This window comes from Pseudonocardia aurantiaca (assembly GCF_039526725.1).
Classification (GTDB): Bacteria; Actinomycetota; Actinomycetes; order Mycobacteriales; family Pseudonocardiaceae; genus Pseudonocardia; species Pseudonocardia aurantiaca.
In genome coordinates, this window is sequence record NZ_BAAAJG010000010.1 from 121966 (window position 1) to 147381 (window position 25416).

The window sequence follows — 25416 nt, forward strand, 5'->3', positions numbered from 1 at the left end:
CTCTTTCGCGTCAGGACGCCAGCAGCGGCGTCTGGTCGATCTCGGCGGCGAGCGCCGCACGGACGCTGGTGATCGAGCAGTTCCGGTCCAGGAGCGAGAAGGCGCGGGTCACGAGCCCGGTGAGCGGGCTGTTCGCGGGCAGCCCGGCGGGGCGTTCGAGCACGGCCGGGACCCCGTCGCGGTGCAACCGGCGCGAGAGCATCGGGTTCTCGGTGCCGAACCGGAGGGCGGCGGCGGCGACGACGGGCAGGGACACCGGGCGGATCCCGGCCTCGGCGGCCAGGAGGGCGGGACCGAGGATCCTGTCGTCCGGGCCGAGCTTGCGCAGCGGGTCGTGGCCCACCCGCTCGACGGTGTCGGCGAGGGCGACCTGGCCGAAACGGGCCAGTTCGGCAAACCGCCGGCTCGCCCCGCCGGCGAAGCCGCTGCCGTAGCGCGCGGCCAGTCCGGCCTGGCCCTCCTCCATCGCTGCGAGGACGCCGGCGCGCACGTCCGGGTCGTCCACGGCGCGGGAGACGAGTCGATGGCCGCGCAGTGCACCGAGGTAGGCGGCCGCCGCGTGCCCGGCGCTGAAGACATACAGCTTGCGCTGCACGTTGGCGCCGTAGTTCTCCACCGGACGCAGCCCGGCGACACGGGGCAGGGCCGCCCGCAGCGCCCCCGCCTCGACCGCGGCGTTGATCCGGGCCTCGGCGACGTACCGCACCGCGCCGTCCGCAGCGTCCCGGCGCGTGGTGACGACCCGGTCGACGAGAACCCCGGCGTAGCCGTGGTGCTCCACCGCGCCAGGCGCGTGAGCCGTCACGAGTTCCCGCAGCCGAGGTCCCCCGTCGGCCTGGTTCCCCACCACCAGGACGTTGACCGGCTCACGGTGCGCGGCCAGCCCCGGCGCGATGGTCGCGGCCACGTCGGCCAACTGAGAGCTGCCCACGGAGACAACGACCAGCGCCGACTCCGCGACGCGGCGGGTGACGGCGGGGCCATCCTCAGTGGGCAGCGCCTCCAGGGGACCGACGAACCGGTCACGGACACCCGCGTGGGTCAACAGATCCACCCGCACCCCGCCGTCCCGGTTCACAGCCTCCGCGCGCTCCGCGGTGCGGGCCACCAGCGTGACCTCGAACCCCGCCTCGAGCAGCCGCTCGGCGACGTAGCCGCAGCCGATGCGGCCGGCCCCGACCACAACCGCCCGCCCCGTGTTCACGCCGCACCCACCAGGCTTGACGCGAATCCGGTCACCACGTCCGCGATCGCCTCGGAAGCGCCTGGCGCCCCGCGGTAGGTCGGGTAGTCGTTGACCTCGATCACCAGCGGCCCCGACGGACCGGCCACGCAGTCCACGCCATACAGCCGCAGCCCGAACACCTCGCCGCACCGCCGGGCCAGCTCGGCCAAGGCCGGTGTCACGGGAATCGCATCCCCGCTGGTGGCGATCTGGCGGGTGCGCCCGGCGGCGTCGATCGGGGACGGCCGGCGAACCGCCCACACCCGGTCACCGGCCACGTAGAGCTTCAGGTCGAGGCCGGTCCCGCGGTGGTAGCTCTGAGCCAGAGCCACCGGCTCCGGCCACCACAGCCCGGCCAGCTGGGCGCGGGAGTGGACCACGACCAACCCACGCGCGTTGTCGCCGTACACGGGCTTGAGCACCAAAGGGAACGACAGGTCACTACGCGCAGCCAGAGCCTCGACGGGCCCGACCCAGGTACGGGGCACCGGGATCCCCGCGGCCGCGAGCGCGGCGCCCATGCCTGCCTTGTTCGCCACCGCCGCGATCGCCGCCGCCGAATTGACCACGGCGACACCGGCGGCCTCCGCGGCACTCAGCAGGCTCACGAACGCCGCGCTGCGGCCCCGCCCGAGCAGCACATCAACGCCGGCGGACGCCCCCAGAGCCGCGGCCTGCCGGTCCGCGACCACCACGTCCACGTCGTGACCCGCCGCCCGCAGCACATCCACCGTTCCCGCCGGCTCGCGCTGGGCCAAGTAACGATCCTCCACCAGCACGCCGATGCGCAGTGCCGAGCCGCCCGTTGGTTCGCGGGAAATCCGTGGCGGCATCGGGACGTGGTGGTGCGGACGGCGCGCGGGGACGGGCGCCAAGACCCCACCCCTCCGATTCGTAGAGCTGATCCCCTGCCTTCGTGCGTTGTTCACTCGCGAGACACCCGCGAGGGCCAGGCTCCGGTTGCGGTCGATCGGATGGTGCTGCAGCATGGCGCCGCTCCCTTCATCGCTGTCGGTGTCGTGCAGCCTTCGGCCCGACGGGATGAGTGGGGATCGCGCGATCCTGGTTAATCGCGCGTTTCTGCGATCTGCTCGCCGTTCCGACCCGGGTGCGGCACTGTCGATGAGCCTGGTCACAGCCCTGTCAGTGCCTGGCGCGTCCAGGCGCGTACGCGGCGTTGGTTCTGATGCGCCCAAGTTTTTCGGGGTGACAGGGTCGCCAGGAGGGTGAGAGTTCGTCACACTTTAGTGATGAGCCGCGAAGGCGGCCGGGGCTTGAGCGCCGTCCACCTGCGGGATGACGGCTTCCACACCGCCGATGCCTCCGTCACTCGCCGCAGGACAGCCGGCATCGTCGAACGCCCTGTGCTGTTCGACCGGTTGACCGCCGCCCCGCGGATCACGCTGATCTCGGCACCGACGGGAAGCGGGAAGACGCTCTTGCTGCGGTCCTGGCTCGTCGCGGCGGGGCTGACGGAGTGCACCGGGTGGGTGTCGGTGCCACGCGAAGAATGCGCTGCGCAGCGTTTCTGGATCACGGTGCTGGACGCGCTGCGAGCCACCACGCCAGGGGCGGCGCTCATCGGTCCCTTGACGGCGGCGCCGGAGCTGAACTGCGGGACGGTCCTTGAGCGGCTGCTGGCAGACCTCGCCGAGCTCGACGAGCCGCTCTGGCTGGTCATTGACGACTTGCATGAGCTACCGGCCGAGGTGCTGCACCAGCTCACGCTGCTGCTGCTGCGCGCACCGGAGCAACTGCGGTTCGTGCTGACGACCCGCCGGGACCTGCGGCTGGGACTGCACCGGTTGCGCCTGGCGGGCGAGCTCACGGAACTGCGCGCTGCCGATCTGTACTTCACCCTGGACGAGGCCCGGGAGCTGCTGCAATCGGCGGGGGCGGAGCTGTCCGAGTCCGCCCTCGCGCGGTTGCTGGAGCGGACCGAGGGCTGGGCCGCCGGGCTCCGGCTCGCCGCCCTGCAGTTGGCCGGGCACCCCGATCCGGAGCGCGCCGCTGCGGAGTTCGTCGGCAGCGAGCGCACCGTGGCCGAGTACCTGCTCGCCGAGGTGCTCGACCGCCAGCCCGAGCCGGTCCGGCGGCTGCTGCTGCGCACCTCGATCCTCGACCGGGTCAATGGCCCGCTCGCCGACCTGCTGACGGGAGAATCCGGCGGCGAGCGGACCCTGCAGGAATTGGAAGAGGCCAACGCCTTCGTCGTTGCACTGGACCCGCAGCGGACCTGGTTCCGCTACCACGCGCTGTTCGCCGACATGCTGCAGCTGCAGCTGCGGCGAACCTCGCCGGGCGATGTCCCCGCATTGCACGCCACGGCGGCTGAGTGGTACGCCCAGCACGGGTACCCCGTCGAGGCCATCCGCCACGCCCAGGTCGCGGAGAACTGGCACCTGGCGTCCCGGCTTCTCGCCGGCCACTGGCACGACCTCTGCTTCGACGGACATACGGCCACCGCGCACCAACTCCTCGCCGCATTCCCGGCCGGCGTGGTCGCCACCGACCCGGAGCTGGCTGGCCTCGCGGTCATCGACGAACTGGCGAGTGGATCACTCAAGAAGGCGGAGTGGCAATTCGCCGTGGCCAGCCGAGCGACGGCCGCGGTGCCCGCCGAGCGCGGCGAACACCTCCAGATCCAGCTCGCCCGGCTGCGACTCATGCTCGCCCGTCGTCGCGGCAACCTGCCGGCCGTCATCGAAGAATCCTGCCGCCTGCTCGCTCCCGCCGAGGGCGCGACCTCCCCCCGCGTCGACTTCAGCGAGGAGTGGGCTGCGGTGACCCTCAACCAACTCGGCATCGCCGAGGCGTGGGCCGGTCGATTCCATGACGCCGAGCGCCACCTCGAGCGAGGCGTTGCCCTGGCGCGCCAGATCGGACGTCCCTTCCTCGAGGTGAGCGGCCTGGCACATGGGGCGGTGGTCGCAGCCACTTCGTCCTCGGCCCTGGCAGCACAGCGCAGCGGGCAGGCGATCGAGCTGGCCCGGCAGCATGGCTGGACCGACGAGCCGATCATCGGCGTCGCCTACGCCGCCCGCGGTCGTACGTACATCGCCCAGGGGCGGCTCGAGGAGGCCGCGCGGTGGCTCGGACAAGCGGAACGCGTGCTCCACACCGAGAGCGACCCTGCGGCCGGGCTGATGCTCCACCATGGCCGCGGCATGCTCGAGATGGCGCGCGGCCGAGACCAGGAGGCGCTGATCGCTTTCCGAACCGCCGAGCGGCTGGCCGGCCAACTCGTCATGCCGCCCAGGCTGGCCGCGAATGCGCGCGCATTGCTGCTGCACACCCTGGTGCGGCTGGGCGCGACCGACCGCGTCGAACAGATCCTCGCCGAGATGGACCAACAGGAGCGCGACACCGCAGAGATGCGCACCGCACTGGCGGCGCTACGGCTCGGCCAGCACGATCCGCAGGCGGCGACGAAGGCGCTCGCGCCCGTCCTCGCCGGGCCCGCGGCCACACACCCACTCTGGTTGGTGCGGGGTTTCCTGCTCGAGGCGATCGCTCGCGACGCGCTCGGCGACCTGCCTGCCGCCGAGCGTGCCCTTGAGCGTGCACTCGACCTCGCCGAACCGGACGGACTGCTCTGGCCGTTCCTCATCCACCCCGAGGCACGGGACCTGCTCGAACGCCACCCCGGGCATCGCAGCACGCACGCTGCCTTGATCGTCGAGATCCGCAACGTGCTCGCCGGCAGCGGGCCGCCGGCATCAGGCGGCGAACCCGAGCCGCTGCGCAATCCGCTCAGCACCAGCGAGACCCGAATCCTGCGCTACCTGCCGACGAACCTCACCACGCCGGAGATCGCCGACCAGCTCCACCTGTCGGTGCACACCGTCAAGACGCACATACGCCACCTCTACGACAAGCTCGGCTCCCATCGACGGGGCGAGGCCGTCGAGCGGGCCCGCACCCTCGGCCTGCTCGCCCCTGCCCCGCGCCGCGCCGGCTAGTGCGGTGGCCACGAACGTTGCCGGGGTGATCGCGGGATCAGAACGGCGCCTCGCAAGGCGCCCCCGCACCCTCGTACCGGGCGTACTTGGGTGCGGGGGCAACGCGGCGAGGCATCGTTCTGGCCCGCGAGGACCCGGCGGACGTTTGTGGCCACCGCACTAGACACCGTCGCTCCCGCCGAGCGTCGACGCGAATCCCACCACCTGAATCCCACCACCTGTGTGATGCTCCGTGCGATGTCCGCTCATCCCGCCGCCGGTGAGAGTTGCGAGCCCAATACGGCGACAGACGGACAGCAACAACAAAAGCAAGGAGCAGCTCTGATGGCTTACTCCACGGCTCGACCCGAGGTTCCCTGGACCACCCTCGTGCCCGTGACCGATCCCCTGGACATCGTGCTCGACGAGCTCGCGGCGGCACGTGACCGGCTGAACGAGGCCCGGCTGCGGCAGATCGGCCGAAACTCGCCCCGCCACCGCGCCGCCGTCGCCGAGCGCCTCGCCCAGATCGACGCCTTGCTCGACGTGTACCTCCAGGTCAGGTCCCGTCGACGATGAGCAGCCCATGCTTGCCGCCGATCAACTCGGCAGGAGAACCATGACCGAGAACGTGATCACGACCGCGATCCTCGAGTCAGCGCGACGGCACTTCGGGGGTGCCGGTTCGCCGGTTGTGGTGCTCCGACAGCCTGGACAGCAGCGGCCAGGCTGTCGGCCGTCGCATCGTCGATCTCGTCGAGGTGTCAACAACGGCTGCCTTTGGTGACCACGGCGACCTTGCCGTCCAGGGAGAATAAGTCTCCGGTCACGACGCGCTGAAGCCGCCGGGGAGAACCGTGGCCAGCTTCTGCAGCGCGGCCTCCCGACGGGTCGGCAGGTGCCCGCTCGGGAAGAGCGTCTCGACCGGCTGGTATCCGGCGAGCACGTCACGGGCGATCGTCACCCGGTGGACCTCGGTTGGCCCGTCGGCGAGCGCGAGCATCTCGGCGTCGACCATCATCGCGACGAAGTCCATCTCGTTCGACACACCCAGCGCCCCGTGCAGGTGCAGCGTCCGCCGGGCCACGTCGCTCAGCACCTTGGGCATCGCCACCTTCACCGCCGCGATATCGCGCCGGACCTTCTTGTAGTCGTTGTGCTTGTCGATCAACCAGGCCGTCCGCATGACGAGCAGGCGGAACTGCTCGATCTGGATCCAACTCTCGGCGATCTGTTCCTGTACGACGCCGAGCGTGGCCAGCCGACCGGTGCGCACATCACGGGACAGAGCCCGCTCGCACATCGCGTCGAAGGCCTTGCGGGCGCGCCCGATCGTCCGCATGGCGTGATGCACGCGACCGCCACCGAGCCGGGTCTGGGCGATGACGAACCCGTCACCGCGCTCCCCCAACAGGTGGTCGACCGGGACACGCACCTCGTCGTAGCGGACGTAGCCGTGGCTGCCGTGACCCGCCGGCTCGTAGCCGAGGCCCACGTTCCGGATGATCTCGACCCCGGGGGTCTCAGCCGGGACGATGAACATGCTCATGCTGCGGTGCGGCGCGGCCCCGGGATCCGTAACCGCCATGACCAGGAAGAAGGCCGCATAGCGCGCGTTGGTCGAGAACCACTTCTCGCCGTTGAGGACCCAGGAATCGCCCTCGAGCCGAGCAGCGGCCCGGAACAACGTCGGGTCCGCACCCGCCTGCGGCTCGGTCATCGAGTAGCAGGAGGAGATCGAACCGTCCAACAGGGGCTCGAGATAGCGCTCCTTCTGATCCGCGGTGCCGAACCGGGCGAGGATCTCGGCGTTGCCGGAGTCCGGCGCCTGGCACCCGAACACCGACGGCGCCCACCGCGATCGGCCGAGGATCTCATTCAACAGAGCCAGCTTGAGCTGGCCGTAGCCGGGCCCGCCGAGCTCGGGGCCGAGGTGGGCGGCCCACAATCCGCGCTCCCGCACCGTCTTCTGCAGTGGATGGACGATCGCGTTCGCCACCTCGTCGGTCTTGTCGTACGGGTTCCCGAGCACGACATCGAGGGGCTCCACCTCATCCCGGACGAACTCCTCGACCCAGTCCAGCTGCTCCGCGTACCGAGGGTCTACCTCGAAGTCCCACGCCATGTGTTCGTGCCCTTTCTGGTCACCTGCTGATCAAGCTCGTTCGAGGTCGTCAAGAAATTCGAGGAATGCCCTGCTGACCTCGGCAGGGCATTCCATGCAGAGCAAAGCGGACGAATCGGTTGCGCAGTCGGATGGGCTCACCGGCTTAGCCATGTCCATTGGGGCGAGCGGCTCGCAGCCCGACCAATCATAGCCCCAGTAGCTGTCGGCCGTGATCTTTTCCGCGGCGTAGTAGGTCTCGTCGACTTTTATCCCATCGCAGCCGTATTCGATGTCCCTCCAAGCTCCGGTCGATCGTCAGCGGCCTGATCAGCACCGACGGCTGACGGGATGCCGTCAGGCGCCGCACGTCCTCGCCGCTCCACCCGCATCCTGGTAATCCGGATGTCCTCGTCGAAGGTCATCACATCGATCGTTCGATCTCGATCCGCCGAATAGAACTCGCGGATCACGGCGCGGCCCCATGGCATTCCGGCTTCTCCTCACGTCGGAAGGGGCGCGCCGTCACATGCTGGCGGCGGCCGCCCCGGCGCGGCGGCCGAAGAAGGTGCCATCGCCGAGCGAAGTGCCGCTGATGTATCCCCAGGAGTGCAGTCCGGAGGTCGCCCGACCGGCGGCGAACAGGCCCGGGACGGGCCGTCCGTCCAAGTTGAGCACCTCGCCGTCGACGGTCGTGTGCAGCCCGCCGATCGTGAACACCGATGCACCGCTGCCACGCCCGCTGCCGGATTCCGACGGCGGCCGCAGCCCCATCTTCACGTCGATCGCCGCGAACGGCGGGACGAGCGGCCGCAACCACCGGTCGGACTTGTGGAAGAGCGGATCCTGGCCGCGGGCCGCATGCTCGTTGTAGACATCGATCGTGGCACGCAGGCCAGCAGGCGGCACGCCGATCAGCGCGGCGAGCTCCTCCGGGGTTCCGGCCACGTGGTACGGGCGCACCCCCCAGCGCTCGGGTTCCGGGACCGCCTCGTAGCCCTGCTCATCGATGATTACCCAGACGTCCATGTTCTGCCGGTACAACGCCGCCTGGCCGACCAGGCCCGGATAGGTGTCCTCGGTGATGAATCGCTGCCCCTGGCCGTTGACGATCATTCCGCGGGCGATCAGGCCCGGAACCAGCGAGATTCCGATCTGCCCTGCCGACATGTGCTTGACCGCCGCGCCGACGGCCTGCGCCATGAGGATCCCGCGTCCGTCGTCCGAGCCGTCGCTGTTCTTGTTGTGCCCCACCAGCTGCGGGGCGTGCAGCGCGAGCATCTCCTCGTTATCGACGAAACCGCCGGTCGTGAGCACCACCGCCCGGCGGGCACGGACCGTGTACTCCATGCCGTAGCGGCGCGCCACCACGCCGAGAACATCGCCTCCGGAGCCCTCCACAAGGTTGGTCGCGTAGGTGTCGCACAGCACGTCCACGCCCACGGCCGCCACCGCCGCGGTGAGCTGCTTCATCAGCAACCATCCGCCGAAGTCGTTCGAGGTGGGCCGGTGCCCGCGCGGTGCCGGCTTGGCGATCTCGGTGAACGGCCAGCTGTTCTCCCCCATCCACATCAGACCGTCGTCGGTCGGTGGCACCCAGGTCGGGGAGTCCCACAGGCTCGGTTTGAACGGCACCCCCCGCTCGACAAGCCACTCGAAGTGGCGCACGCTCTGCTCGGCATACAGCGTCACCTTCTCGCGGTCGGCGTCCGGGCCGAGCGCCGCGAGCAAGAACTTCGCCATCTCCTCGGCGTCGTCGTCGAAGCCGCAGGCCCGCTGGATCGGAGTGCCGCCACCCAGATAGATCTCCCCCCCGGCCAGTGCCGAGGAGCCTCCCCCGGCGCTCGCTCGCTCGAGCAGGAGCACCTGGGCGCCCGAGCTCGCGGCCTCGAAGGCCGCCGCCGCGCCGGCGCAGCCGTACCCGACGACGAGCACGTCGGTCTCGACATCGAAGGTCCTGATCTCCGACGCAGCGCGGGGCATGACCGTGCGGTCGGTCGCCATCGAGCCTCCTTCCTCGGGGTTCCTCGGCACGCGACGCTGCCCGCTTCGGGGTGTCGGCGGCTAGGCCGCGTCCTGCTGACCGGGATGGACGCAGGACCGGCGGCGATGCTGCTGGGTTACGGTCCGGGCACCGGAACGCCCGCCCAGATCGCCGGCGGATTCAGATGCGAACGGAGCGCCCCGCCTGCACCATCGTCCCGGCCAGCGGGAGCGATCCTTCAAGGCCCGCCGGCCGGCTCGCATCATGAGATCCGAGCTCATGGCGCCACGTGGCTTCTCCGGGCGCCGCATGATCGGGGAGGTTGCATGACATCACTGCAGACGCATACCGACGACGAGGTCCGCGTGATCGAGGCGGCGGCGCCGCCCACCCGATACGCGCGGGGCTGGCACTGCCTGGGACTGGCCGACAGCTACCGGGACGGCAAGCCGCACTCGATCGAAGCGTTCGGCACGAAGCTCGTTGTGTTCGCCGACAGCGCCGGAAAGCTGAACGTGCTGAACGGGTACTGCCCGCACATGGGTGGCGACCTGAGCCAGGGCTCCGTCAAGGGCGACGACGTCGCATGCCCGTTCCACGACTGGCGATGGTCGGGCAGCGGGCGGTGCGCAAGCATCCCGTACGCGCGGCGGGTGCCCGCGCGGGCGCGGACGAAGGCATGGCCGGTGCTGGAGCGCAACCAGCAACTGTTCGTGTGGAACGACCCGCAGGGCAAGCAGCCGCCGCTGGAGGTGACGATCCCGGAGATCGCGGGAGTCGGTGACCCGGCGTGGACGTCGTGGACCTGGAACTCGCTGCGCATCGAGGGCTCCCACTGCCGCGAGATTGTCGACAACGTCGTGGACATGGCGCACTTCTTCTACATCCACTACACGTTCCCGAGGTACTTCAAGAACGTGTTCGAGGGGCACATCGCCAGCCAGTACATGAACTCGACGGCCCGGCCGGACGTCCACATCGGGACGAACTACTCCTTGGACAACTCGCTGCGATCGGAGGCGTCGTACTACGGGCCGTCATACATGATCGACTACCTGTGGACCTCCCTCGGCGAGGGCGACACGATCGAGACCGTCTTGATCAACTGTCACTACCCGGTCTCGCCGACGGGCTTCGTGCTGCAGTGGGGGGCGATCGCGAAGAAGCCGGCGGGCGTGTCGGACGAGCAGGCCCAGCAGATGGCCGAATCCTTCACCAAGGGCGTGGAGCTGGGCTTCCTGCAGGACGTCGAGATCTGGCGGAACAAGGCCAAGATTGACAACCCGCTGCTGTGCGAGGAGGACGGCCCCGTCTACCAGCTGCGCCGCTGGTACGAGCAGTTCTACGTCGACGTGGAGGACGTGACCCCGGAGATGTCCCAGCGGTTCGAGTTCGAGATCGACACTGAGCGGGCGATGCAGTTCTGGCAGGCCGAGGTGGACGATAATCTGGCGAACGGCCGCCTGATGACCCAGGAACCGGGGGATCGGGCCACCGCGGCCGGCGCCGGGAGCGCTCGAAGCTGAGGATCTGCGACCGGGAGTGGCGGCACCGCGCCGCCACCACCCGCGCCGCCACCACCCGTACCGCACCTGGGGCCGGCTCCACATCGCCGAGCTGTGACCTGCCGGGGGAGCTCGGAGAGGAACCGGTGATAGCCGAGCCCGCGGCGCAGCGGCTGCGCGTCCATTCCGGCACTTGGCCGGCCGTCAGGGCACCGCGACCGCGCGTGCGTGCAGCCGCCCGTCATCGAAGCGGCGATAGGCCTCCTCGACGTCGTTCAGCGCGAAAACCTCGGTCTCGTTGGTGATCGCCCCCGCCCGGGCCAGCGCGATCACCGCCCTCGTGTCGGACAGGTCGGAGCCCTGGAAGGTGAACACCTCACCATCGCGCGGGAGCCCATAGATCCACGACGCACCGAAGCCGCCGCCCGCTGCGCCGACCAGCCCGAACGCACCGCCAGGGGCCAGTGCGCCGAGCCCGGCGGCGATCGTCATGTCCGACCCGACGAAGTCGAGAACGACGTCGACGCCCGCACCGCCGCCGCGCTCGCGCAGGCGCGCGGTGGTCGACTCGTCGACCCCCTCCATGGCCTCGTCCGCGCCGAGCTCGACGGCTCGCGCCCGGCGCTCGGGGGAGATGTCCACCGCGACGACCCGGGCCGCGCCGAGCAGGCCGAGGAACTGAAGCCCGAACGCGCCGAGCCCGCCCGCGCCGATCACGACGGCGGTCGCGCCAGGCAGGAGCCGCGACCGCACCCGCCGCGCCGCGTGGTAGCTGGTCGCCCCTGCGTCGGTGAGCGGCCCTGCCGTCGTCGGGTCGAGGTCGCCGAGCGGCACGATGTCTCGCGGGTCGTTGACCAGCACATACTCGGCCAGGCCACCGTCGCGGCCGTACCCGCGCCCGGCCGCTCCCGACGGGCAAGCGCTATCCTGCCCTGCAAGGCAGTACCGGCAACGACCGCACGATTCCGCAGCGGCGAGCGCGACGGCCTCACCCTCCACGGCGTCCACCACGGCGCCGGGGCCGATCTCCGCCAGCCACCCGGCCGTCTCGTGGCCGAGGGTGAACGGCATCGACCAGCCCAGCGACTCGCCATACTGTGCAGGCATCCCCATCATGTCCAGGTCGGAGTGGCAGAGCCCGCACCCTGCAACCTTGACGAGGACCTGACCGGGTCCGGGCACCGGGACGGGCACCTCGGTCAGCTTCGCCGGACCACCCCATTCGGTGAGCCGGTAGGCCTGCATTACACGCTCAGGCATTGTCGCTGCCTCCTCGCGGTGTGCTCACTGGTTCTGAAATCGCGACGCGCTCGGTGACACGGCTCGACATCCGCCATCCGTGGGCGGTCCGGACGAGGGTGTCGTGGTACCAGAGGGCACACGTCATGACGTGCTCGGTTCCGTCGACCTCGCGCACCAATGGGTTGTGGCACATGGTCACCGCGGAGGCGGAGTCGCCGTCCAGCGCGACCCGGCTCGACGCGACCATGTGGTGCGAGCGGACGAAGGCCTCCATCGAGGTGGCCAGGAACTCTTTGATCTCGGGCAACGTGCCGCGGATCCCGCCCATCTCCCGGTAGTCGATGATCGCGTCGGGGGTGAAGACGTCGTCGAGGGCGTCCCACCGGCCTCGGTCCACGGCGTGTGCGTAGGCCACGAGCAGGTCGGCGATCTCCAACCGGTCCGAGAGCGCCTCCAGGGAGACCGTCATCCGACCCAGCTCCTCGGGCGAGTGGCAGTACCTGTCGTACTCATCGTCAAGCCTCCAGGAAGTGGACGGGGATCGAGGTGAAGCGACTCCGGCCGGGCCGGGGCGAAGGCCTCGCCCGGTCGGACTCGCGCGTCGGTCGCACCCGCGCCCGGCAGCCGTGCGCGCCGTGACAGCCGTCTCACCGAACTCACGCAACCACCGCCGCTACCCCGCGGATCGCATCACGGTCGATCAGCAAGTCGATACCCTCCGCGATGAGGTCGCGTTGCCGTAAGGACGCTAAGAGTGTCGTGACGGCGCTTACACCTCGCGTCCCGATGAGCGGGAGTCCAACCGTGTGCTCCGGTGGCGTCGGGTGACGAAGACGTTCTTTCGGTGATCATGCTGTCTCCGTGAGGGGTCGGATGCGGGTGGACTCCGCCGCAGGGCGCGGGATGAGCAGGGCCACCGCCCCGCCGACGGCGATGGTGAGCCCCACGACCAGGTACGCGGCGTCGAAACCGCCGGCTGCGTAGACGGGTTGACCCCCGGCTAGCTGGGCGATGTTGCTGTTCAACACCACGAACACCACCGGGGTGACGATCGAGGCGATGAGCGTGCGGCTGACCTCGACGATGCTGGAGCTGATGACCTGGCGTTCCGGCGGGACCGACTCGATGACCAGGTTCGGGATCGCGGCCCCACCGATGCCGAGCCCGAGCCCGGCCGCGGCCGTCGCAAGCACGAGCAGCGCATAGTCGCCCTTGAACAGGGCCGACCCGACCGCTCCGACCATCATCACCACGGCCGCCATGACAAGGTGCAGCTGGGCCCCGTGCCGCGCCGTCAGGCCCACGAGCAGGCCGCCGACCACCAGGCCCGCCCCGGAGACCAGCCCGAAGATCGCGTACTGGGTGGCGGTCAGCCCGAAGCCGTAGCTGCCGCCAAGTTCCCGCGGGGTCATGGCCAGCATCGGCAGCACCAGGGTCGTCGAGGCGCCCGCCCCGTAGACGAGGCCACCGGCAACCACGATCGGCAGCAGACTGCGGCTGCCCAGCAGCCGCAGGTCGATGAGCGGCTGGGCCGCCCGCCGGCTCTGGACGAGCCAGCAGGCGAGCAGCACCAGGCCGATCAGCACCAGCAGCAGCACCGGAGCGCCGAGGAGGCCGGCGCCCGGCGCGATGCTCACCCCGAGCAGCACCGCCGCGACGCCGAACCCCAGCAGTCCCGCGCCGACGAAGTCCGGCCTGGACTCGGGGGCGCGCACCCCGCTCTCCGGGACGACGACCACGGCGAGCGCGAGCAGCACGGCAACCAGGACGGCGAGGAACCAGAAGACCCCGGCCACGCCGTAGCCGTCGATCAGCCAGCCGGCGAGGAAAGGCTGGCCGATGAGGACCAGCCCGGTGCCGGTGACCGTCACGCTCACCGCGAAGGTCACCAGCCGGGGCGGGAACAGGTCCCGGATCAGCGAGTAGCACAGGAACGCCAGCGCGAACGAGGCGCCCTGCAGCACGCGGCCGACCACGAAGACCGGGAAGCTCGGCGCCAGCGCGCTGAGCACCGAGCCGACAACGGTCAATGCCAGCACCACGAGCAGGAGCTTCTTCTTGCCCGCGATGTCCGCCAGCTTGCCGATCAACGGCATCGACACCGCCGCCGCCAGGTACGAGGCGGTTAGCGTCCAGCTGCCCTGGGTCGTCCGGTACTCGGCGCCGATCGCGGGCAACGCCGTCGCGGCGAGGCTCATCGACACCGGGATGATCTCCGAGACCAGCACCAGGACCAGCAGCCTGCCGACCCAGCGAGGCGACCAGCGCTCGTCCCCGTCCCCGTTCCCGCGGCCGCCGGCCTCCTGCTCCGTTGTCATGGGTCAGCGCCCGGGCACAGGGACGTCCGCCGGAACGATCTGCTCGGCCAGCCGATCCCGATCCACGATCATCGAGTCCTGGCGCCGGCCACGCAGCACCGTAAGCGCGAGGAGCAGGGCCACCGCGAGCACGCCCGCCATCAGGATGCCGCCCCACTGGAAGGCCTCCGCGCTGTAGACCACGAAGCCGTCGCTGGCGATGGTCGCATACGAGCCGAGGATGATGAACAGGACGACCGGGGTGATGGCGGAGAAGCTGCTGTAGGAGACCTGCACCATGCCGGCGATCGTTGCCTGGTTCTCGGGCGTGGTGCCGGAGATGACCAGCGCCGGCAGGGTGCCCCAGCACAGGCCGCAGCCGATGCCCGTCACCGCGCAGGCGGTGAGCAGGCCACCGAAGGTGTCGCTGCTGAAGCCGATCAGCACGCCGCCGATCATCATCATCACGAGGCCGACGTTCATCAGCAGCGCGGCGCCTACCTTGTTGGTCAGCTTGCCGACCATGATCCCCGCCAGCACGATCAACAGTGCCTGGGGCGCGCTCAGCCAGCCGAACTCCAGCGCGGTCAACCCGAGCCCGTAGTCCCCGCCGACCTCGCGCGGGGTCTGAGCGATGATCGGCGACATCGCCCAGAAGTTGCCCGACATGGACTGCGCGGCCGCCGCGGTGACCACGGCCAGCAGGATCGCGCGGGTCGTGAAGATGCGCAGGTTGACGATCGGCGCGGAGTACCGCAGCGAGCGGACCACGAAGCAGACGAGCAGCACGAGGCCGAGCGCGATGCCGCCGAGGGTGGCCGCCGAGGTCCAGCCCCAGGTGTTGCCCAGGCTGATCGCGGCCAGCACGATGCACAGACCCAGGCCCAGCGACGCGGCGCCGAGGACGTCGACCTTCGACCGGTGGCGGACCGGCGACTCGGGGGTCGTCACGACCAGCAACGGGATCAGGACCGCCAGCCAGGCGATGTCGAAGGCGAACAGGGCGCGGAAGCCCCAGGTGTCCAGCAGGGCACCGACCAGGAACGGGGTGCCGATGGAGAAGACGCCGATACCGGTCATGGACATCGAGGTCGCCAACGCCAGGATCCGAGTCGGGTAGACGTCGCGCATCAGCGAGTAGCTGAGGAACATCGTCGGGATCGTGGCTCCCTGGAGGAACCGGCCGAGGATCAGCACCCCGAAGGTCGGCGCCGCGGTGGTGATGATGGCACCCACCAGGCTCACCGACAGGCAGATGACCATGACCTTTCGTTTGCCGAGGATGTCCGCCAGCTTGCCCATAAGCGGGGAGAGCACCGCGCCGGACAGGACGTAGGCGGTGATCAGCCACCCGCCCTGCGTGGTCTGGAAGTGCTGCGAGACCTGCGGCAGCGCGACCGAGACGAGCAGGAACCCGAGGCTCGTCGCCTCGAGGATCAGGATCATCACGCACGCGGAGAACGCGAGCCGGGGCGTCCAGCCACCGGCAGACGTATCTGTAACTGTCGTACTCATTGTCAGACCTCCATGAAGGACGTACGGGGAGAGGTGGCAAGTCGTGGCGGGACGCGTCGACCCGGCGCGCTCCCGATCGCGCGTGCCGGGTGGGGGGCGTCGTGCGGCAGACGGTACGAGCGGTGTGGTGCCGGCTACAGGAATCCATCCCGATGAGCGGGAGGCCAAAGTCCGGACGGCCGGCGGGCCCGCAGGCCGGCTCCCGGTCAGTGGGAGCAGCGATAGCCGCCCATTTCGCGAGGTGCTTAGCGTCACCTCCAGACGGCGGCCCGGGAGTCGCCCTTCCCGGATGACCTCGTGGACGAGAAGGTGGAGAAGGTCGATGACGACACTCGAGATCGCGCCGAAGGTGAGCCGCGGGGCATACGAGGTGACCTACCGCGAGGCGGGCACCGGCCCGGTACTGGTGATGCTGCACGGATCCGGCCCCGGCGTCTCCGGAATGTCGAACTTCGCGGCGAACCTGGAGCCGCTCTCCCGCACGTTTCGCACCATCGTGGTCGACATGCCCGGGTTCGGCGACAGCCCCGAGGTCCCGTATACCAAGCCGTACCCCGAGCACGCTGCCGACTCCGTGGTCTCGCTGTTGGACGACCTGGGCATCGACAAGGCCCACCTGGTCGGCAACTCGATGGGCGGGTCCGTGGCGCTGGAAGCGGCGTTCTACTACCCCGAGCGGGTCGACCGGATCGTTCTGATGGGCCCTGGCGGCCTCGCTGCGGAGATCTTCGCCCCGCAGATGTCCGAAGGCGGGCGGCGGCTCTTCGACTTCATCGCCGCCCCCTCCGCGCAGGCCATGCGCGCCTGGGTCGACTGCATGGTCTCCGACCCGACCAGCGTGTCCGACGAGCTCATCCAGGAGCGCCTCGACCGGGCGCTGGCCCCCGGCGCGATCGAGCGGATCCGCAACGTCTTCGGCAGCCTCGCCATCCCGTCGGCCGGCGGTCCGATGTGGACCCGGACCGGGCGGATCCCGCACCGCACCCTGGTCACCTGGGGCCGCGACGACCGGATGCTCCCGCTGGAGGGCGCGTTCTTCGCGACCCGCCGCATGCCCAACGCCGACCTGCACATCTTCTCCAACTGCGGCCACTGGGCCCAGGTGGAGCGCAAGGATGCGTTCGAGACGCTCGTCCGTGAGTTCCTCACCGTCGCCTGAGGCGTACCCGCCCCGCCACCCGTCCGCGAGCCCCGGCCGGTCCTGCTCAACCTTGACTTTCGAACGCCGCGAACTGAGGATTCAGAAATGCCAAGCAAGCGCTCAGTCAACTGTGAGCCGGCGCAGGCCGTTGTCGATGAGCTGGCGCTGTTGATCATCGGTATCGGAGGCCAGGGCGTTCAGCTGATCGGCAAGACGCTCGCGCTCGCCGCCACCGCGGAGGGCAAGCACGCGATGCTGGCGGCGGACTACGGGGGCGAGATGCGAGGCGGTCCGTCGAACGCCTCGGTCGTGATCGGTTCGGCGCCGCTGCGGTCGCTGCCGGTGCTGCCGGCGGCCGACGCCGCGATCGTGGCCAACCACAAGTTCACCGGCGTGGTGCCTGAGCGGCTGCGGCCAGGTTCGCTGCTGCTGCTCAACTCCTCGATCGTCGACCCAGAGGCGGCGGGCGACGCGCACCGGGTCGTCGCCGTGCCGGCCACCGCGATGGCCGCCAAGATCGGCGCGCCACAGGCAGGCGGATTCGTCCTGCTCGGCGCGTTCGCCGCGCTCACCGGGCTGGTCGAGCGGGACTCGCTGGTCGAGGCGATGACCTCGTTGCTGCCGCCCTACCGCCGCCAGCACGCAGGCACGAACGCCGAGGCGCTCGACGCCGGCGCCGCGGCAGTCACCGACCACGCCGCATTGGGAGCCCCATGACCACCACCACACAGCCGGCCGACGCGCCGACCCTGCAACTGATGGAGGGTGCCGCCGCGATCGCCGAGTCGGCGATCCTCGCCGGCTGCCGGTTCTTCGCCGGCTACCCGATGTCGCCCTTCACCCCGCTGCTGGAGCACATGGCAAAGGTCATGCCGGCCGCGGGAGGGACCTGCATCAACTGCGAAAGCGAGATCGAGGGCGTCAACATGACGCTCGGCGCAGGCTCCACCGGAGCGCGTGCCGCGACCGGCTCGTGCGGGCAGGGCATCGCGCTCATGCAGGAGGCCATTGCGGAGGCCGCGCTCAACGAGACCCCGATGGTCGTGTTCAACCTGGCCCGCGGCCAGCAGGACTACTTCCAGGCGACCCGTGGCGGCGGCTGGGGCGACTACCGCACGATCACGCTCGCCCCGAAGGACGTCCCCGAGGCCGTTGAGCACACCCAGCTGCTGTTCCACCTCTCCGAGCTCTACCGCGCCCCGACCCTGCTCTACGGCGACCCGCTGATCGCCCAGACCAGGGTCGGCGTGCACCTGCGGAAGATCGACTACGGCCCGCTTCCCCCGAAGGACTGGGCCCTCGACGGGACCAGCAGCGGGACCGGGCGATCACGCCAGATCTGGACCTGGGCGATGGGCAAGGCCACCGACCCCGGCCTCGGGCCCGACCTGCACTGGCAGAAGATCGCCGCGAAGTTCGACCACATCGCCGAACTCGAGCAGCGCCACGAGAGCCGCTACTGCCCCGATTCCCGGGTCGACCCCGAGGACGACTCCGACACCGTCGTCGTCGCGTTCGGGTCGGCGGCGAAGTTCGTCGAGTACGTCGTCGAGGAACTGCGCGCCGAGGGCCACCGCATCGGCTGGTTCCGCCCGATCACCCTGTGGCCCTTCCCCAGCCGAGCGCTGGCCGAGGCCACCCGGACCGCCCGCCGGGTGCTGGTCTTCGAGCTGAACTCCGGCCAGATGCTCGACGACGTGCGCCAATACGCCCACGACCGCTCGGCCATCAGGTTCATCGGTGGCGTGAGCATCCACGAGTCCGGGCTGAGCTACGGCCCCATGCTCGACGCCCCGGAGATCCGCACCCGGATCCTCGCGGCGCTGCCCGCGGAGAACCGCTCCGGCCGCCCCTCCGCCTCGATTGCGAACCCGCGATGACGACACAGAACATCGAGATCGTCCCCACCGGCGCGCCGCCGCAGCGACCGGCCACGAAGGTGGCCGACGCCAGCCCGTCGCTGATGCTCGGCGAGCACTCGCTCTGCCCCGGCTGCGGCGAACCGGTCGCCCTACGCATCCTGCTCGAGACGCTGCAGGAGCTGGACATCGTGCAGCGCTCCATCGGCGTCGTCGGGCACGGCTGCTACGGCAGCTTCGTGCGGATCATGGACATCGACGTGCTGCAGTGCCTGCACGGCCGTGCCCCGTCCTGCGCGACCGGCATCAAGCGGATGCGCCCCGACACCGCCGTGTTCACCATGCAGGGCGACGGCGACATGGTCAACGAAGGGCTCCAGGAGGTCATCCACACCGCCGCCCGCGGCGAGAACGTCACCGCGATCCTGTTGAACAACGGTGTGTTCGGTGACACCGGCGGGCAGCAGACCGCCACCACCGTGCTCGGCCAGCGCACCAAGACCAGCATCGATGGCCGCGACGCCGAGCAGCACGGCCACCCCATTCCGATCGCCGACATCATCGCCCGGATGGACGGCGTCGGCTACGTCGCCCGCGGCGCGGTCGGCACCGCGGGCGGCGTGCTGCGCACCAAGAAGATGATCCGCACCGCGTTCGAGGCCCAACTCGCAGGCGAGGGTTTCAGCCTTGTCGAAATCCTCACCATGTGCCCCACGGGATGGTTCGTCACCGCCCCCCAGGGCCCGGACTACCTCGCCGAGTCCATGGAGCAGGTCTACCCTCTCGGCGACCTGCACCCCCGCGGCTCGGCCGCCCCGCACGGGGCAGGCCGATGACGATGAGCGCACGCGGCACCCTCGTCATCGACATCGACAAGTGCAAGGGCTGCGAGCTGTGCATCGCCGCCTGCCCACCCGACGTCCTGACCATGTCGGCCACGGTCAACGAGACCGGCTACCGCTACCCCGAACTCCACGACGGCTGCACCGGATGCACCGCCTGCCAGCTCGTCTGCCCCGACCATGTCTTCGAGGTCTACCGGTTCGACCGCTCGCGCGCCAAGCCAGGGACATGAGTGCCACCTGCGTGTGCGCACGTTGGTGGCCGAGCCGCTCGGCGCCGCCGCGCACCTGCAGTATCGCTGGCACGACCGGGTCCGCATGCCCGACCTGCTGACGATCGCCGGGGTTGCAGGCGGCTGGACGTTCAGCCTCCCGTAGGAGATCAGGCCGGCCTGGGAGGACGACGGGCAGCTGCCCCACCCGGAGCACGGGATGCGGATCCGGGTGCTCTACCTCGACGACGACCGGTCGAGGGTGACGAGTCGGATCGCCGACCGCGAGCAGCGCTGGGACGTGGAGGGCCGTGGGAGCACGCAGGCCAGGACCGAGGACGTGCTGTTCTCGGCCCCACTAACGGCGATCCAACCGTTCCAACCGTGCCCGCCGGTGGCGACAGCGGGCTGAGGTATCGCGGCGATCAAGCGAGGCGTGCCACATGTAGCGTCGGTGCAGGACACAGCGTCGCGGACGGCGCCGAGCAGCGGGGAGGCCGGCTGTCCAACCACGTGGTTTCGGCGGGCCGGGGTCCCCGGCCCGAACGGGCGCCTGGTGGACGTTGCGGAGCAGAAGCGGGACTGCGACGCCGGCGAGGGCCGATTCCCCGGCGGGCACCGCGGCCCGGCCCCGGTCGGGCGGGGCGGGCATCGCGGGCATGACCTCCGCTGCAAACCAGGCGAGGAAGTCGTGGATCGGGGGCCACGGCCGTTGCACCCGGGGGTGGGCTCGACCGCCGGCCCGGTGATCTCGTAGCGGCGGCCGCGGTGCTCCAAGCGGTCAGCGGTCAGCGGTCCAGAGCGTGACCAGCGCGGCGAGGATTTCGTCGGTAGCCGTCCGCGTCGAGCCCGCGGGCCCACTCGTTCGTCCCGGAAAGGCGGTTGGTCCCGGGCAGGATGACGTCGAACTCCATCGTTCCCCTCCCTCACCGACCCCCGGGCCGGGGGGAACGGTGTCGCTCTGGTCGGCCGCCATCCCACTCAGTGGACCCCGACCAAGCGCTTGACCAAATGGCTGCCCGCCCGTAACCTGGACGAACCTGGGCACGAGCTCGGCCGAGCGAGGAGCCCCCATCAGCCCCAGGCGGAAGGGCCGACCCATGACGACGACGTCACCGGCTCCGGTGTCGATGATCGACCGGATCGTGATCATCCTCGATGTGTTCGACGGCGCGCACGGCCTAACCCTGGCCCAGGTCGTCACCCGTACTGGCCTGCCCCGCTCGTCGGCACACCGCATCCTCGAGCACCTCGTCGGGGTCCACTGGCTGCGCCGCGACCAGCTGCGCTACCACCTCGGGCTGCGGATCATGGAGCTCGGCACGCTCGCGGGCTACCAGCACCAGCTCCGCAGGGCCGCCGCGGCCCACCTGCACGAGCTCGCCCACAGGACCGGCTTCATCGTGCACCTTGCGGAGCTGGACGGGCCCGAGATCATCTACCTGGACAAGCTCGGCGGCCGTTTCGCTCTGCGAGTGCCGTCCCGGGTCGGGGGCCGGGCCCCGTCGACCTGCACCAGTGCCGGGAAGGCACTGCTGGCCTACGCCGGCGAGCACACGCTGGAGTCCCTGCTCAGCCGCCCGCTCCCGCTCCCGACGCCGGTCAGCATCGGCACCGAGCGTCGGCTGCGCAACGAGCTCGCGCACATACAGGACCGCGGGATCGCCTTCGACCGCGAGGAGTCCGCCCGCGGGCTCGCCTGCGTCGGGGCACCGGTGGGCGCGCCCGGCGCGCCCGTCGCCGCGATCTCGGTCTGCGGGCCGGTCGGCCGGGTCAACCTCGAACAGCTCGTCGCCCCGGTACGGGCGACCGCGCAGGCCGTCTGGGCCTCCTTCAGCGCGGGCCGCACCGCACCGCCGGGCAACCTGCGCGAGATCGCCCAGCAGCCACGCCAGCAGGTCGGCGCCTGAGTGGCTCTCCAGTGGCGACGCAGGCGTTCGCCGAACCCATCGCACCACAGTGGAGTCGTCGCGTGACCGACCAGCGGATGCGCCGGACCGTCATCCTGACCAGCGCGGCCCGGCTCTTCGCCGAGAAGGGTTTCGCCGCGACCACCGTCCGCGAGATCGCCGACAGCGTCGGCGTCCTCTCCGGCAGCCTCTACCACCACTTCCCGTCGAAGGAGGCCATTGTCGGCGAGGTCGTCGACAGCTACCTGAGCGACCTGCTCACCGGCTACCGGGCCGTGATCGCCCGCGACCTACCGCCGCGCGAGGCCGTCCGCGAGCTGGTCGTCGCGTCCGCGGAGGCGATCATCCGCCATCCCCACGCGACCGACATCTACCGGCGGGAACGGCGCCGCGTGCACGAAGGGGCGGACGCTCAGAGGCTCGGCGACGCCGCCGACGAGGTCAAGCAGACCTGGCTCACCGTGCTCGCGCAGGGCCGCGCCGGCGGCGCCTTCCGCGGCGACGTCCCCACCTGGATCGCCTACCGGCTCATCCGAGACGCGCTCTTCCACTCCTCCCCCGTCTCGACACCCGACACGACCGATCCGGCCACTGCGCTCGCCGAGACCTTCGCGACCGTGGTGCTCGACGGGCTCACCCGACCGCCACGCCGGACCGCCGGGAGGACCGACCGCCGGAGCTCCTGAGACCGGGCCCCGCACACACCACAGAAGGGCGGCGCCGGTGGCGCCGCCCTTCTCGTGTCCGCCGGTCCGGCGGGGCCGATCAGGCGCGGATATCGCTGGGCGACCAGAACGCGCGCGTGATCCGGGCCTTGGCGTCGAACGTCATGACCTCGATCGGCTCGATCTCGACGACCTGGTCCGGGAGATGGGTCCGCACGCGGAAGCGGAACGCCGCGTTCGCCCCGGCCACCCGCACCGTGACGAGTTCGGTCTCCCGCCCGGCACCCCGGAGTGCCGCGTAGAACTCTTGGATCGCGGCCCCTGCCGCACCGCGGCTCGCTGCCGACCGGGTCCTCCAGCGTGGCGTCGTCGGCGTAGCAGGCGACGATGTCCTCGGCGGAGCCGCTCCCGACGGCGGCCAGGTACCGCTCGACCTTCTCGGTGATCCGCTCGGCCGCCGGCGCGGTCCGGCGACCGTCACCGCGGGTCCCGGGCGACGGCCGAGATGGTGGGCGGCACCTCGGCGGGTTCGGCCTGCGCCGCGTGCCCGGCCACGATAGTGCCGAAGACGATGCCCTGGCCGATCGTGGCGCCCGCACCCGGGTAGACCTTGCCGAAGGCGTTGGCCGCGGTGTTGCCGATGGCGTAGAGCCCGTCGATCACCGTGCCGTCCGCGCGCTGCACCCGGCCGTGCCGGTCGGTGCGCAGGCCACCGCACGTGCCGAGGTCGCCGAGGACGACCTTCACCGCGTACAGCGTCCCCTCGAGCGGCCGTAGGTTCGGGTTCGGCGCGACGGTCGGGTCCCCGTAGTACCGGTCGTAGGCGCTCTCGCCGCGGTGGAGGTCGTGGTCGATCCCGGCGGCGGCGAGCTCGTTGAACCGGTCGAACGTCGCGACGAACGTCTCCTCCGGCAGTCCGGCGGCGCGCGCCAGATCAGCCGGGGTCTTCGCGCGGTGCACGATCCCGCCGTCGTACCAGGCCTGCGGGATCGGCATCCGCGGGAACAGCACGCCGGCGAACACGTAGCTGTTGCGGTAGCGCTGGTCGAAAACCAGCCAGGTCGTGCCGACCGAGTCGCCCGCGCGCTCGCGGGCCTGCACGCACTGCCCGAAGCTCATGTAGTCCGTCGACTCGTTGACGAACCGCTTCCCCGAGCCGTCGACCATGAACGAGCTGGGCAGCGAGCGCTCGGCGAGCAGGTTCTGCGGCGCGTCGCCGGGGAGCGGCGCCACCACCGGGTACCACCAGGCCTGGTCCATCAGGGCGGTCCCCGCGCCGACCTTCTCACCGGCCTTGATCCCGTCGCCGGTATTGCCCTCGCTGCCGAGGCTCCAGCCCGGCTCGAGGGCCTTCAGCTGGTGCTCGTGGCGCATCACGATGTCGTGGTCGAACCCGCCGGTGGCGAGCACGATGCCGCGCCGAGCGCCGACGGTGACCTCCCGGCCGTCCTGCTCCAGCACGGCGCCGGTCACCCGCTCGCCCTCGGTGACCAGCCGGGTAAGCGAGGTCCGGGTCCACAGCGGGATGCCAGCTCGCAGCACACCGGCGTACAGCCCGGCGGCCAGCGCCTGCCCCCCGGCCGTGTACTCCCGGCCCAGCGCCATGCCCCCGATCCCCTGCGTGACCCGGCGCAGCACCCGGGGAATCGCCTTGCGGGGCACCCGCAGCATGAGGTTCATCCACCTGTAGTCCGCGCCGGTCACGGGCATCGGCACCGGCGCCTTCAGGTCTCCCGCCCGGAGCCGGGCCCGCTCGGGTCCGAGGACGGAGGCGTCGAAGGGGCGGCACTCACAGGTCCGGCCGACGGCCGAGCCGCCGGGCAGTTCCGCGTGATAGTCCGAGTAGCCCTTCGCCCAAATGAACTTCATGGGTGTGGTGCGGCGCAGCATCTCGACGGTCTCGGTGCCGTGCTCGAGGAACGCCTGCCACCGCTCGTCGGGGGCGGTGCCGCCGACGACGGCGCGGGTGTACTCGGCCGCCTGCTCGGGCGAGTCGGGGGATCCGTTCTCGCGCAGGATCGGGTTCGCCGGGATCCAGAACGCTCCGCCGGAGCGGGCGGTGGAGCCGCCGACGTAGTCGGTCTTCTCCACGATCAGCACGTCCAGCCCGCGTTCCTTGGCGGCGAGCGCGGCGGCCATCCCGGTCCCGGACCCGATCACGAGCAGGTCCACGGTGATGTCGCGCGCTGCCACCGGGGCGAGTGGCTCGGGGGTGGTCATCGGTGTCCTCCGGTACGGGGTGGGGTGCGGGAGCGGCTGTTCCCGGTCAGGGCAGGAGCGAGTTGAAGGCGTTCTGCTCGCGGCCCGGGCCGGTGAACAGGAAGTCCAGTTCCACGACGGAGCCGAACAACGCCATGCCGGTGGAGAACAGGTCGGTGCGGATGTGGACCTGCACCCCGTGGGGTGGCGATGCGGCCAAGGTGCGCAGTACCGCCGCCTCGCCGGTGGATGCGGCGCCGGTGGATGCCACGTCGGTCGGTGTCGTGGTCACGGGTCCTCCACCGGGGTCGGCGCCTGCTCCGCGTCGAGCAGGTCGGCGAGCCTCCATTATGCCAGCTCGACCAAGCGCTTGGTACTCTTCAAACCGTCATCCCAGCCCGGCCGGCGCGAATCGGCTGTACGGGTCGGCGGGGCCGCTCGGATCGCCGCCACCGTCTCCTCGAGGTCCGCCGCGGTCGCCAGCGGGTAGTCGACCAAGCCGACCCGTGCCACGACGTCGGCCACCACGACGATCGCCCCGGCTGCGGCCAGCGCCTCGGCGTGCGACCGGTCCTTACGCCGCGCTCCCCCGGTGACGAGGGCTACCTGGCCTGTGAGCTCCACCGCGCCATCGGCGCCGACCAGCCTGTCGCTCATACCGCCACCTCGAGTCCGTGCCGGACAGACGACCGACCTCGGAGCCTAGTGCACCAAGCGCTTGGTAGGCACCTGGATTCGTGCCACCATGCGCTGTGCGATTTTCGTGCCCGAGTCG

Annotated in this window: 24 protein-coding genes; 12 read left to right on the forward strand and 12 right to left on the reverse strand. The window is 70.6% G+C overall.

Annotated features, from left to right (window positions below; translation table 11 throughout):
- Positions 1–10: 10 nt before the first annotated feature.
- Both ABD143_RS16265 and ABD143_RS16270 read right to left on the reverse strand, forming a co-directional pair.
- On the reverse strand, positions 11–1204 hold the full coding sequence (locus tag ABD143_RS16265) for a mannitol dehydrogenase family protein (RefSeq protein WP_343978295.1): 1194 nt from the start codon (positions 1202–1204) through the stop codon (positions 11–13).
- Positions 1201–2058, reverse strand: coding sequence for an ATP-grasp domain-containing protein (locus ABD143_RS16270; protein ID WP_343978298.1), 858 nt, complete (start codon positions 2056–2058; stop codon positions 1201–1203). The genes ABD143_RS16265 and ABD143_RS16270 overlap by 4 nt, the downstream gene beginning before the upstream one ends.
- Positions 2059–2451: 393 nt before the next feature.
- On the opposite strand from ABD143_RS16270, the gene ABD143_RS16275 reads away from it, so the two are divergent.
- Both ABD143_RS16275 and ABD143_RS16280 read left to right on the forward strand, forming a co-directional pair.
- Positions 2452–5187, forward strand: a complete 2736-nt coding sequence (locus tag ABD143_RS16275; RefSeq protein ID WP_343978301.1) for a winged helix-turn-helix domain-containing protein — start codon at positions 2452–2454, stop codon at positions 5185–5187.
- Positions 5188–5562: 375 nt separating this feature from the next.
- The gene (locus tag ABD143_RS16280) at positions 5563–5745 is read left to right on the forward strand and encodes a hypothetical protein (protein WP_343978304.1); all 183 of its coding nucleotides are present in this window, start codon (positions 5563–5565) and stop codon (positions 5743–5745) included.
- Between the two features lie 247 nt (positions 5746–5992).
- On the opposite strand, the gene ABD143_RS16285 is transcribed toward ABD143_RS16280, so the two are convergent.
- The gene (locus ABD143_RS16285; RefSeq protein WP_343978307.1) at positions 5993–7291 is read right to left on the reverse strand and encodes an acyl-CoA dehydrogenase family protein; all 1299 of its coding nucleotides are present in this window, start codon (positions 7289–7291) and stop codon (positions 5993–5995) included.
- 504 nt (positions 7292–7795) lie between these two features.
- Positions 7796–9274, reverse strand: a complete 1479-nt coding sequence (locus tag ABD143_RS16290; protein WP_343978310.1) for an FAD-dependent oxidoreductase — start codon at positions 9272–9274, stop codon at positions 7796–7798.
- 306 nt (positions 9275–9580) lie between these two features.
- On the opposite strand from ABD143_RS16290, the gene ABD143_RS16295 reads away from it, so the two are divergent.
- The gene (locus ABD143_RS16295; RefSeq protein ID WP_343978313.1) at positions 9581–10780 is read left to right on the forward strand and encodes a 3-ketosteroid-9-alpha-monooxygenase, oxygenase component; all 1200 of its coding nucleotides are present in this window, start codon (positions 9581–9583) and stop codon (positions 10778–10780) included.
- A 183-nt stretch (positions 10781–10963) separates the two neighbouring features.
- On the opposite strand, the gene ABD143_RS16300 is transcribed toward ABD143_RS16295, so the two are convergent.
- The 4 genes from ABD143_RS16300 to ABD143_RS16315 all read right to left on the reverse strand — a co-directional run bounded on the left by ABD143_RS16300 (position 10964) and on the right by ABD143_RS16315 (position 15813).
- Entirely contained in the window at positions 10964–12019 is a 1056-nt protein-coding gene (locus tag ABD143_RS16300; protein WP_343978316.1) for an alcohol dehydrogenase catalytic domain-containing protein, read from the reverse strand.
- Positions 12012–12470: a nuclear transport factor 2 family protein gene (locus ABD143_RS16305; protein WP_343978319.1), complete on the reverse strand. Its 459-nt coding sequence runs from the start codon at positions 12468–12470 to the stop codon at positions 12012–12014. The genes ABD143_RS16300 and ABD143_RS16305 overlap by 8 nt, the downstream gene beginning before the upstream one ends.
- 379 nt (positions 12471–12849) lie before the next feature.
- Positions 12850–14319, reverse strand: coding sequence for an MFS transporter (locus ABD143_RS16310; protein ID WP_343978323.1), 1470 nt, complete (start codon positions 14317–14319; stop codon positions 12850–12852).
- A 3-nt stretch (positions 14320–14322) separates the two neighbouring features.
- Positions 14323–15813: an MFS transporter gene (locus ABD143_RS16315; RefSeq protein ID WP_343978326.1), complete on the reverse strand. Its 1491-nt coding sequence runs from the start codon at positions 15811–15813 to the stop codon at positions 14323–14325.
- A gap of 322 nt (positions 15814–16135) precedes the next feature.
- Here ABD143_RS16315 and ABD143_RS16320 point away from each other — a divergent pair, with 322 nt between their 5' ends.
- The 9 genes from ABD143_RS16320 (at position 16136) to ABD143_RS16360 (ending at position 22463) form a co-directional block, all read left to right on the forward strand.
- Positions 16136–16972 carry an alpha/beta fold hydrolase gene (locus ABD143_RS16320; protein ID WP_343978329.1) on the forward strand — a complete coding sequence of 279 codons (837 nt, stop codon included), beginning with the start codon at positions 16136–16138 and terminating at the stop codon, positions 16970–16972.
- Between the two features lie 87 nt (positions 16973–17059).
- A complete protein-coding gene (locus ABD143_RS16325; protein ID WP_343978332.1) occupies positions 17060–17671 on the forward strand; it encodes a 2-oxoacid:ferredoxin oxidoreductase family protein in 612 nt (203 codons plus the stop codon).
- Positions 17668–18834, forward strand: a complete 1167-nt coding sequence (locus tag ABD143_RS16330; RefSeq protein WP_343978335.1) for a hypothetical protein — start codon at positions 17668–17670, stop codon at positions 18832–18834. Before ABD143_RS16325 ends, ABD143_RS16330 begins: the two co-directional genes overlap by 4 nt.
- Positions 18831–19649 carry a thiamine pyrophosphate-dependent enzyme gene (locus tag ABD143_RS16335; RefSeq protein WP_343978338.1) on the forward strand — a complete coding sequence of 273 codons (819 nt, stop codon included), beginning with the start codon at positions 18831–18833 and terminating at the stop codon, positions 19647–19649. Before ABD143_RS16330 ends, ABD143_RS16335 begins: the two co-directional genes overlap by 4 nt.
- Entirely contained in the window at positions 19646–19888 is a 243-nt protein-coding gene (locus ABD143_RS16340; protein ID WP_343978342.1) for a 4Fe-4S dicluster domain-containing protein, read from the forward strand. Before ABD143_RS16335 ends, ABD143_RS16340 begins: the two co-directional genes overlap by 4 nt.
- Positions 19889–19901: 13 nt before the next feature.
- Entirely contained in the window at positions 19902–20033 is a 132-nt protein-coding gene (locus ABD143_RS16345; protein WP_343978345.1) for a hypothetical protein, read from the forward strand.
- Positions 20034–20087: 54 nt separating this feature from the next.
- Positions 20088–20279: a hypothetical protein gene (locus tag ABD143_RS16350; protein ID WP_343978348.1), complete on the forward strand. Its 192-nt coding sequence runs from the start codon at positions 20088–20090 to the stop codon at positions 20277–20279.
- A gap of 688 nt (positions 20280–20967) precedes the next feature.
- Positions 20968–21777, forward strand: a complete 810-nt coding sequence (locus tag ABD143_RS16355; RefSeq protein WP_343978351.1) for an IclR family transcriptional regulator — start codon at positions 20968–20970, stop codon at positions 21775–21777.
- Positions 21778–21839: 62 nt separating this feature from the next.
- A complete protein-coding gene (locus ABD143_RS16360) occupies positions 21840–22463 on the forward strand; it encodes a TetR/AcrR family transcriptional regulator (RefSeq protein ID WP_343978353.1) in 624 nt (207 codons plus the stop codon).
- A gap of 79 nt (positions 22464–22542) precedes the next feature.
- On the opposite strand, the gene ABD143_RS16365 is transcribed toward ABD143_RS16360, so the two are convergent.
- The 4 genes from ABD143_RS16365 to ABD143_RS16380 form a co-directional block, all read right to left on the reverse strand.
- Positions 22543–22692 carry a nuclear transport factor 2 family protein gene (locus ABD143_RS16365; protein WP_343978354.1) on the reverse strand — a complete coding sequence of 50 codons (150 nt, stop codon included), beginning with the start codon at positions 22690–22692 and terminating at the stop codon, positions 22543–22545.
- 227 nt (positions 22693–22919) lie between these two features.
- Positions 22920–24662, reverse strand: coding sequence for a 3-ketosteroid-delta-1-dehydrogenase (locus ABD143_RS16370; RefSeq protein ID WP_343978356.1), 1743 nt, complete (start codon positions 24660–24662; stop codon positions 22920–22922).
- 46 nt (positions 24663–24708) lie between these two features.
- Entirely contained in the window at positions 24709–24933 is a 225-nt protein-coding gene (locus tag ABD143_RS16375; protein ID WP_343978358.1) for a hypothetical protein, read from the reverse strand.
- Between the two features lie 56 nt (positions 24934–24989).
- On the reverse strand, positions 24990–25298 hold the full coding sequence (locus tag ABD143_RS16380) for a hypothetical protein (RefSeq protein WP_343978361.1): 309 nt from the start codon (positions 25296–25298) through the stop codon (positions 24990–24992).
- Positions 25299–25416: the final 118 nt, after the last annotated feature.

Coding starts and splice junctions, on each gene's coding strand:
- ABD143_RS16335 (WP_343978338.1), top strand. CDS start 18,831: ATGACGACACAGAACATCGAGATCGTCCCCACCGGCGCGCCGCCGCAG.
- ABD143_RS16355 (WP_343978351.1), top strand. CDS start 20,968: ATGACGACGACGTCACCGGCTCCGGTGTCGATGATCGACCGGATCGTG.
- ABD143_RS16290 (WP_343978310.1), bottom strand. CDS start 9,274: ATGGCGACCGACCGCACGGTCATGCCCCGCGCTGCGTCGGAGATCAGG.
- ABD143_RS16350 (WP_343978348.1), top strand. CDS start 20,088: ATGCGGATCCGGGTGCTCTACCTCGACGACGACCGGTCGAGGGTGACG.
- ABD143_RS16370 (WP_343978356.1), bottom strand. CDS start 24,662: ATGACCACCCCCGAGCCACTCGCCCCGGTGGCAGCGCGCGACATCACC.
- ABD143_RS16330 (WP_343978335.1), top strand. CDS start 17,668: ATGACCACCACCACACAGCCGGCCGACGCGCCGACCCTGCAACTGATG.
- ABD143_RS16315 (WP_343978326.1), bottom strand. CDS start 15,813: ATGAGTACGACAGTTACAGATACGTCTGCCGGTGGCTGGACGCCCCGG.
- ABD143_RS16300 (WP_343978316.1), bottom strand. CDS start 12,019: ATGCCTGAGCGTGTAATGCAGGCCTACCGGCTCACCGAATGGGGTGGT.
- ABD143_RS16285 (WP_343978307.1), bottom strand. CDS start 7,291: ATGGCGTGGGACTTCGAGGTAGACCCTCGGTACGCGGAGCAGCTGGAC.
- ABD143_RS16270 (WP_343978298.1), bottom strand. CDS start 2,058: ATGCCGCCACGGATTTCCCGCGAACCAACGGGCGGCTCGGCACTGCGC.
- ABD143_RS16295 (WP_343978313.1), top strand. CDS start 9,581: ATGACATCACTGCAGACGCATACCGACGACGAGGTCCGCGTGATCGAG.
- ABD143_RS16325 (WP_343978332.1), top strand. CDS start 17,060: ATGCCAAGCAAGCGCTCAGTCAACTGTGAGCCGGCGCAGGCCGTTGTC.
- ABD143_RS16310 (WP_343978323.1), bottom strand. CDS start 14,319: ATGACAACGGAGCAGGAGGCCGGCGGCCGCGGGAACGGGGACGGGGAC.
- ABD143_RS16320 (WP_343978329.1), top strand. CDS start 16,136: ATGACGACACTCGAGATCGCGCCGAAGGTGAGCCGCGGGGCATACGAG.
- ABD143_RS16380 (WP_343978361.1), bottom strand. CDS start 25,298: ATGAGCGACAGGCTGGTCGGCGCCGATGGCGCGGTGGAGCTCACAGGC.
- ABD143_RS16340 (WP_343978342.1), top strand. CDS start 19,646: ATGACGATGAGCGCACGCGGCACCCTCGTCATCGACATCGACAAGTGC.
- ABD143_RS16305 (WP_343978319.1), bottom strand. CDS start 12,470: ATGACGGTCTCCCTGGAGGCGCTCTCGGACCGGTTGGAGATCGCCGAC.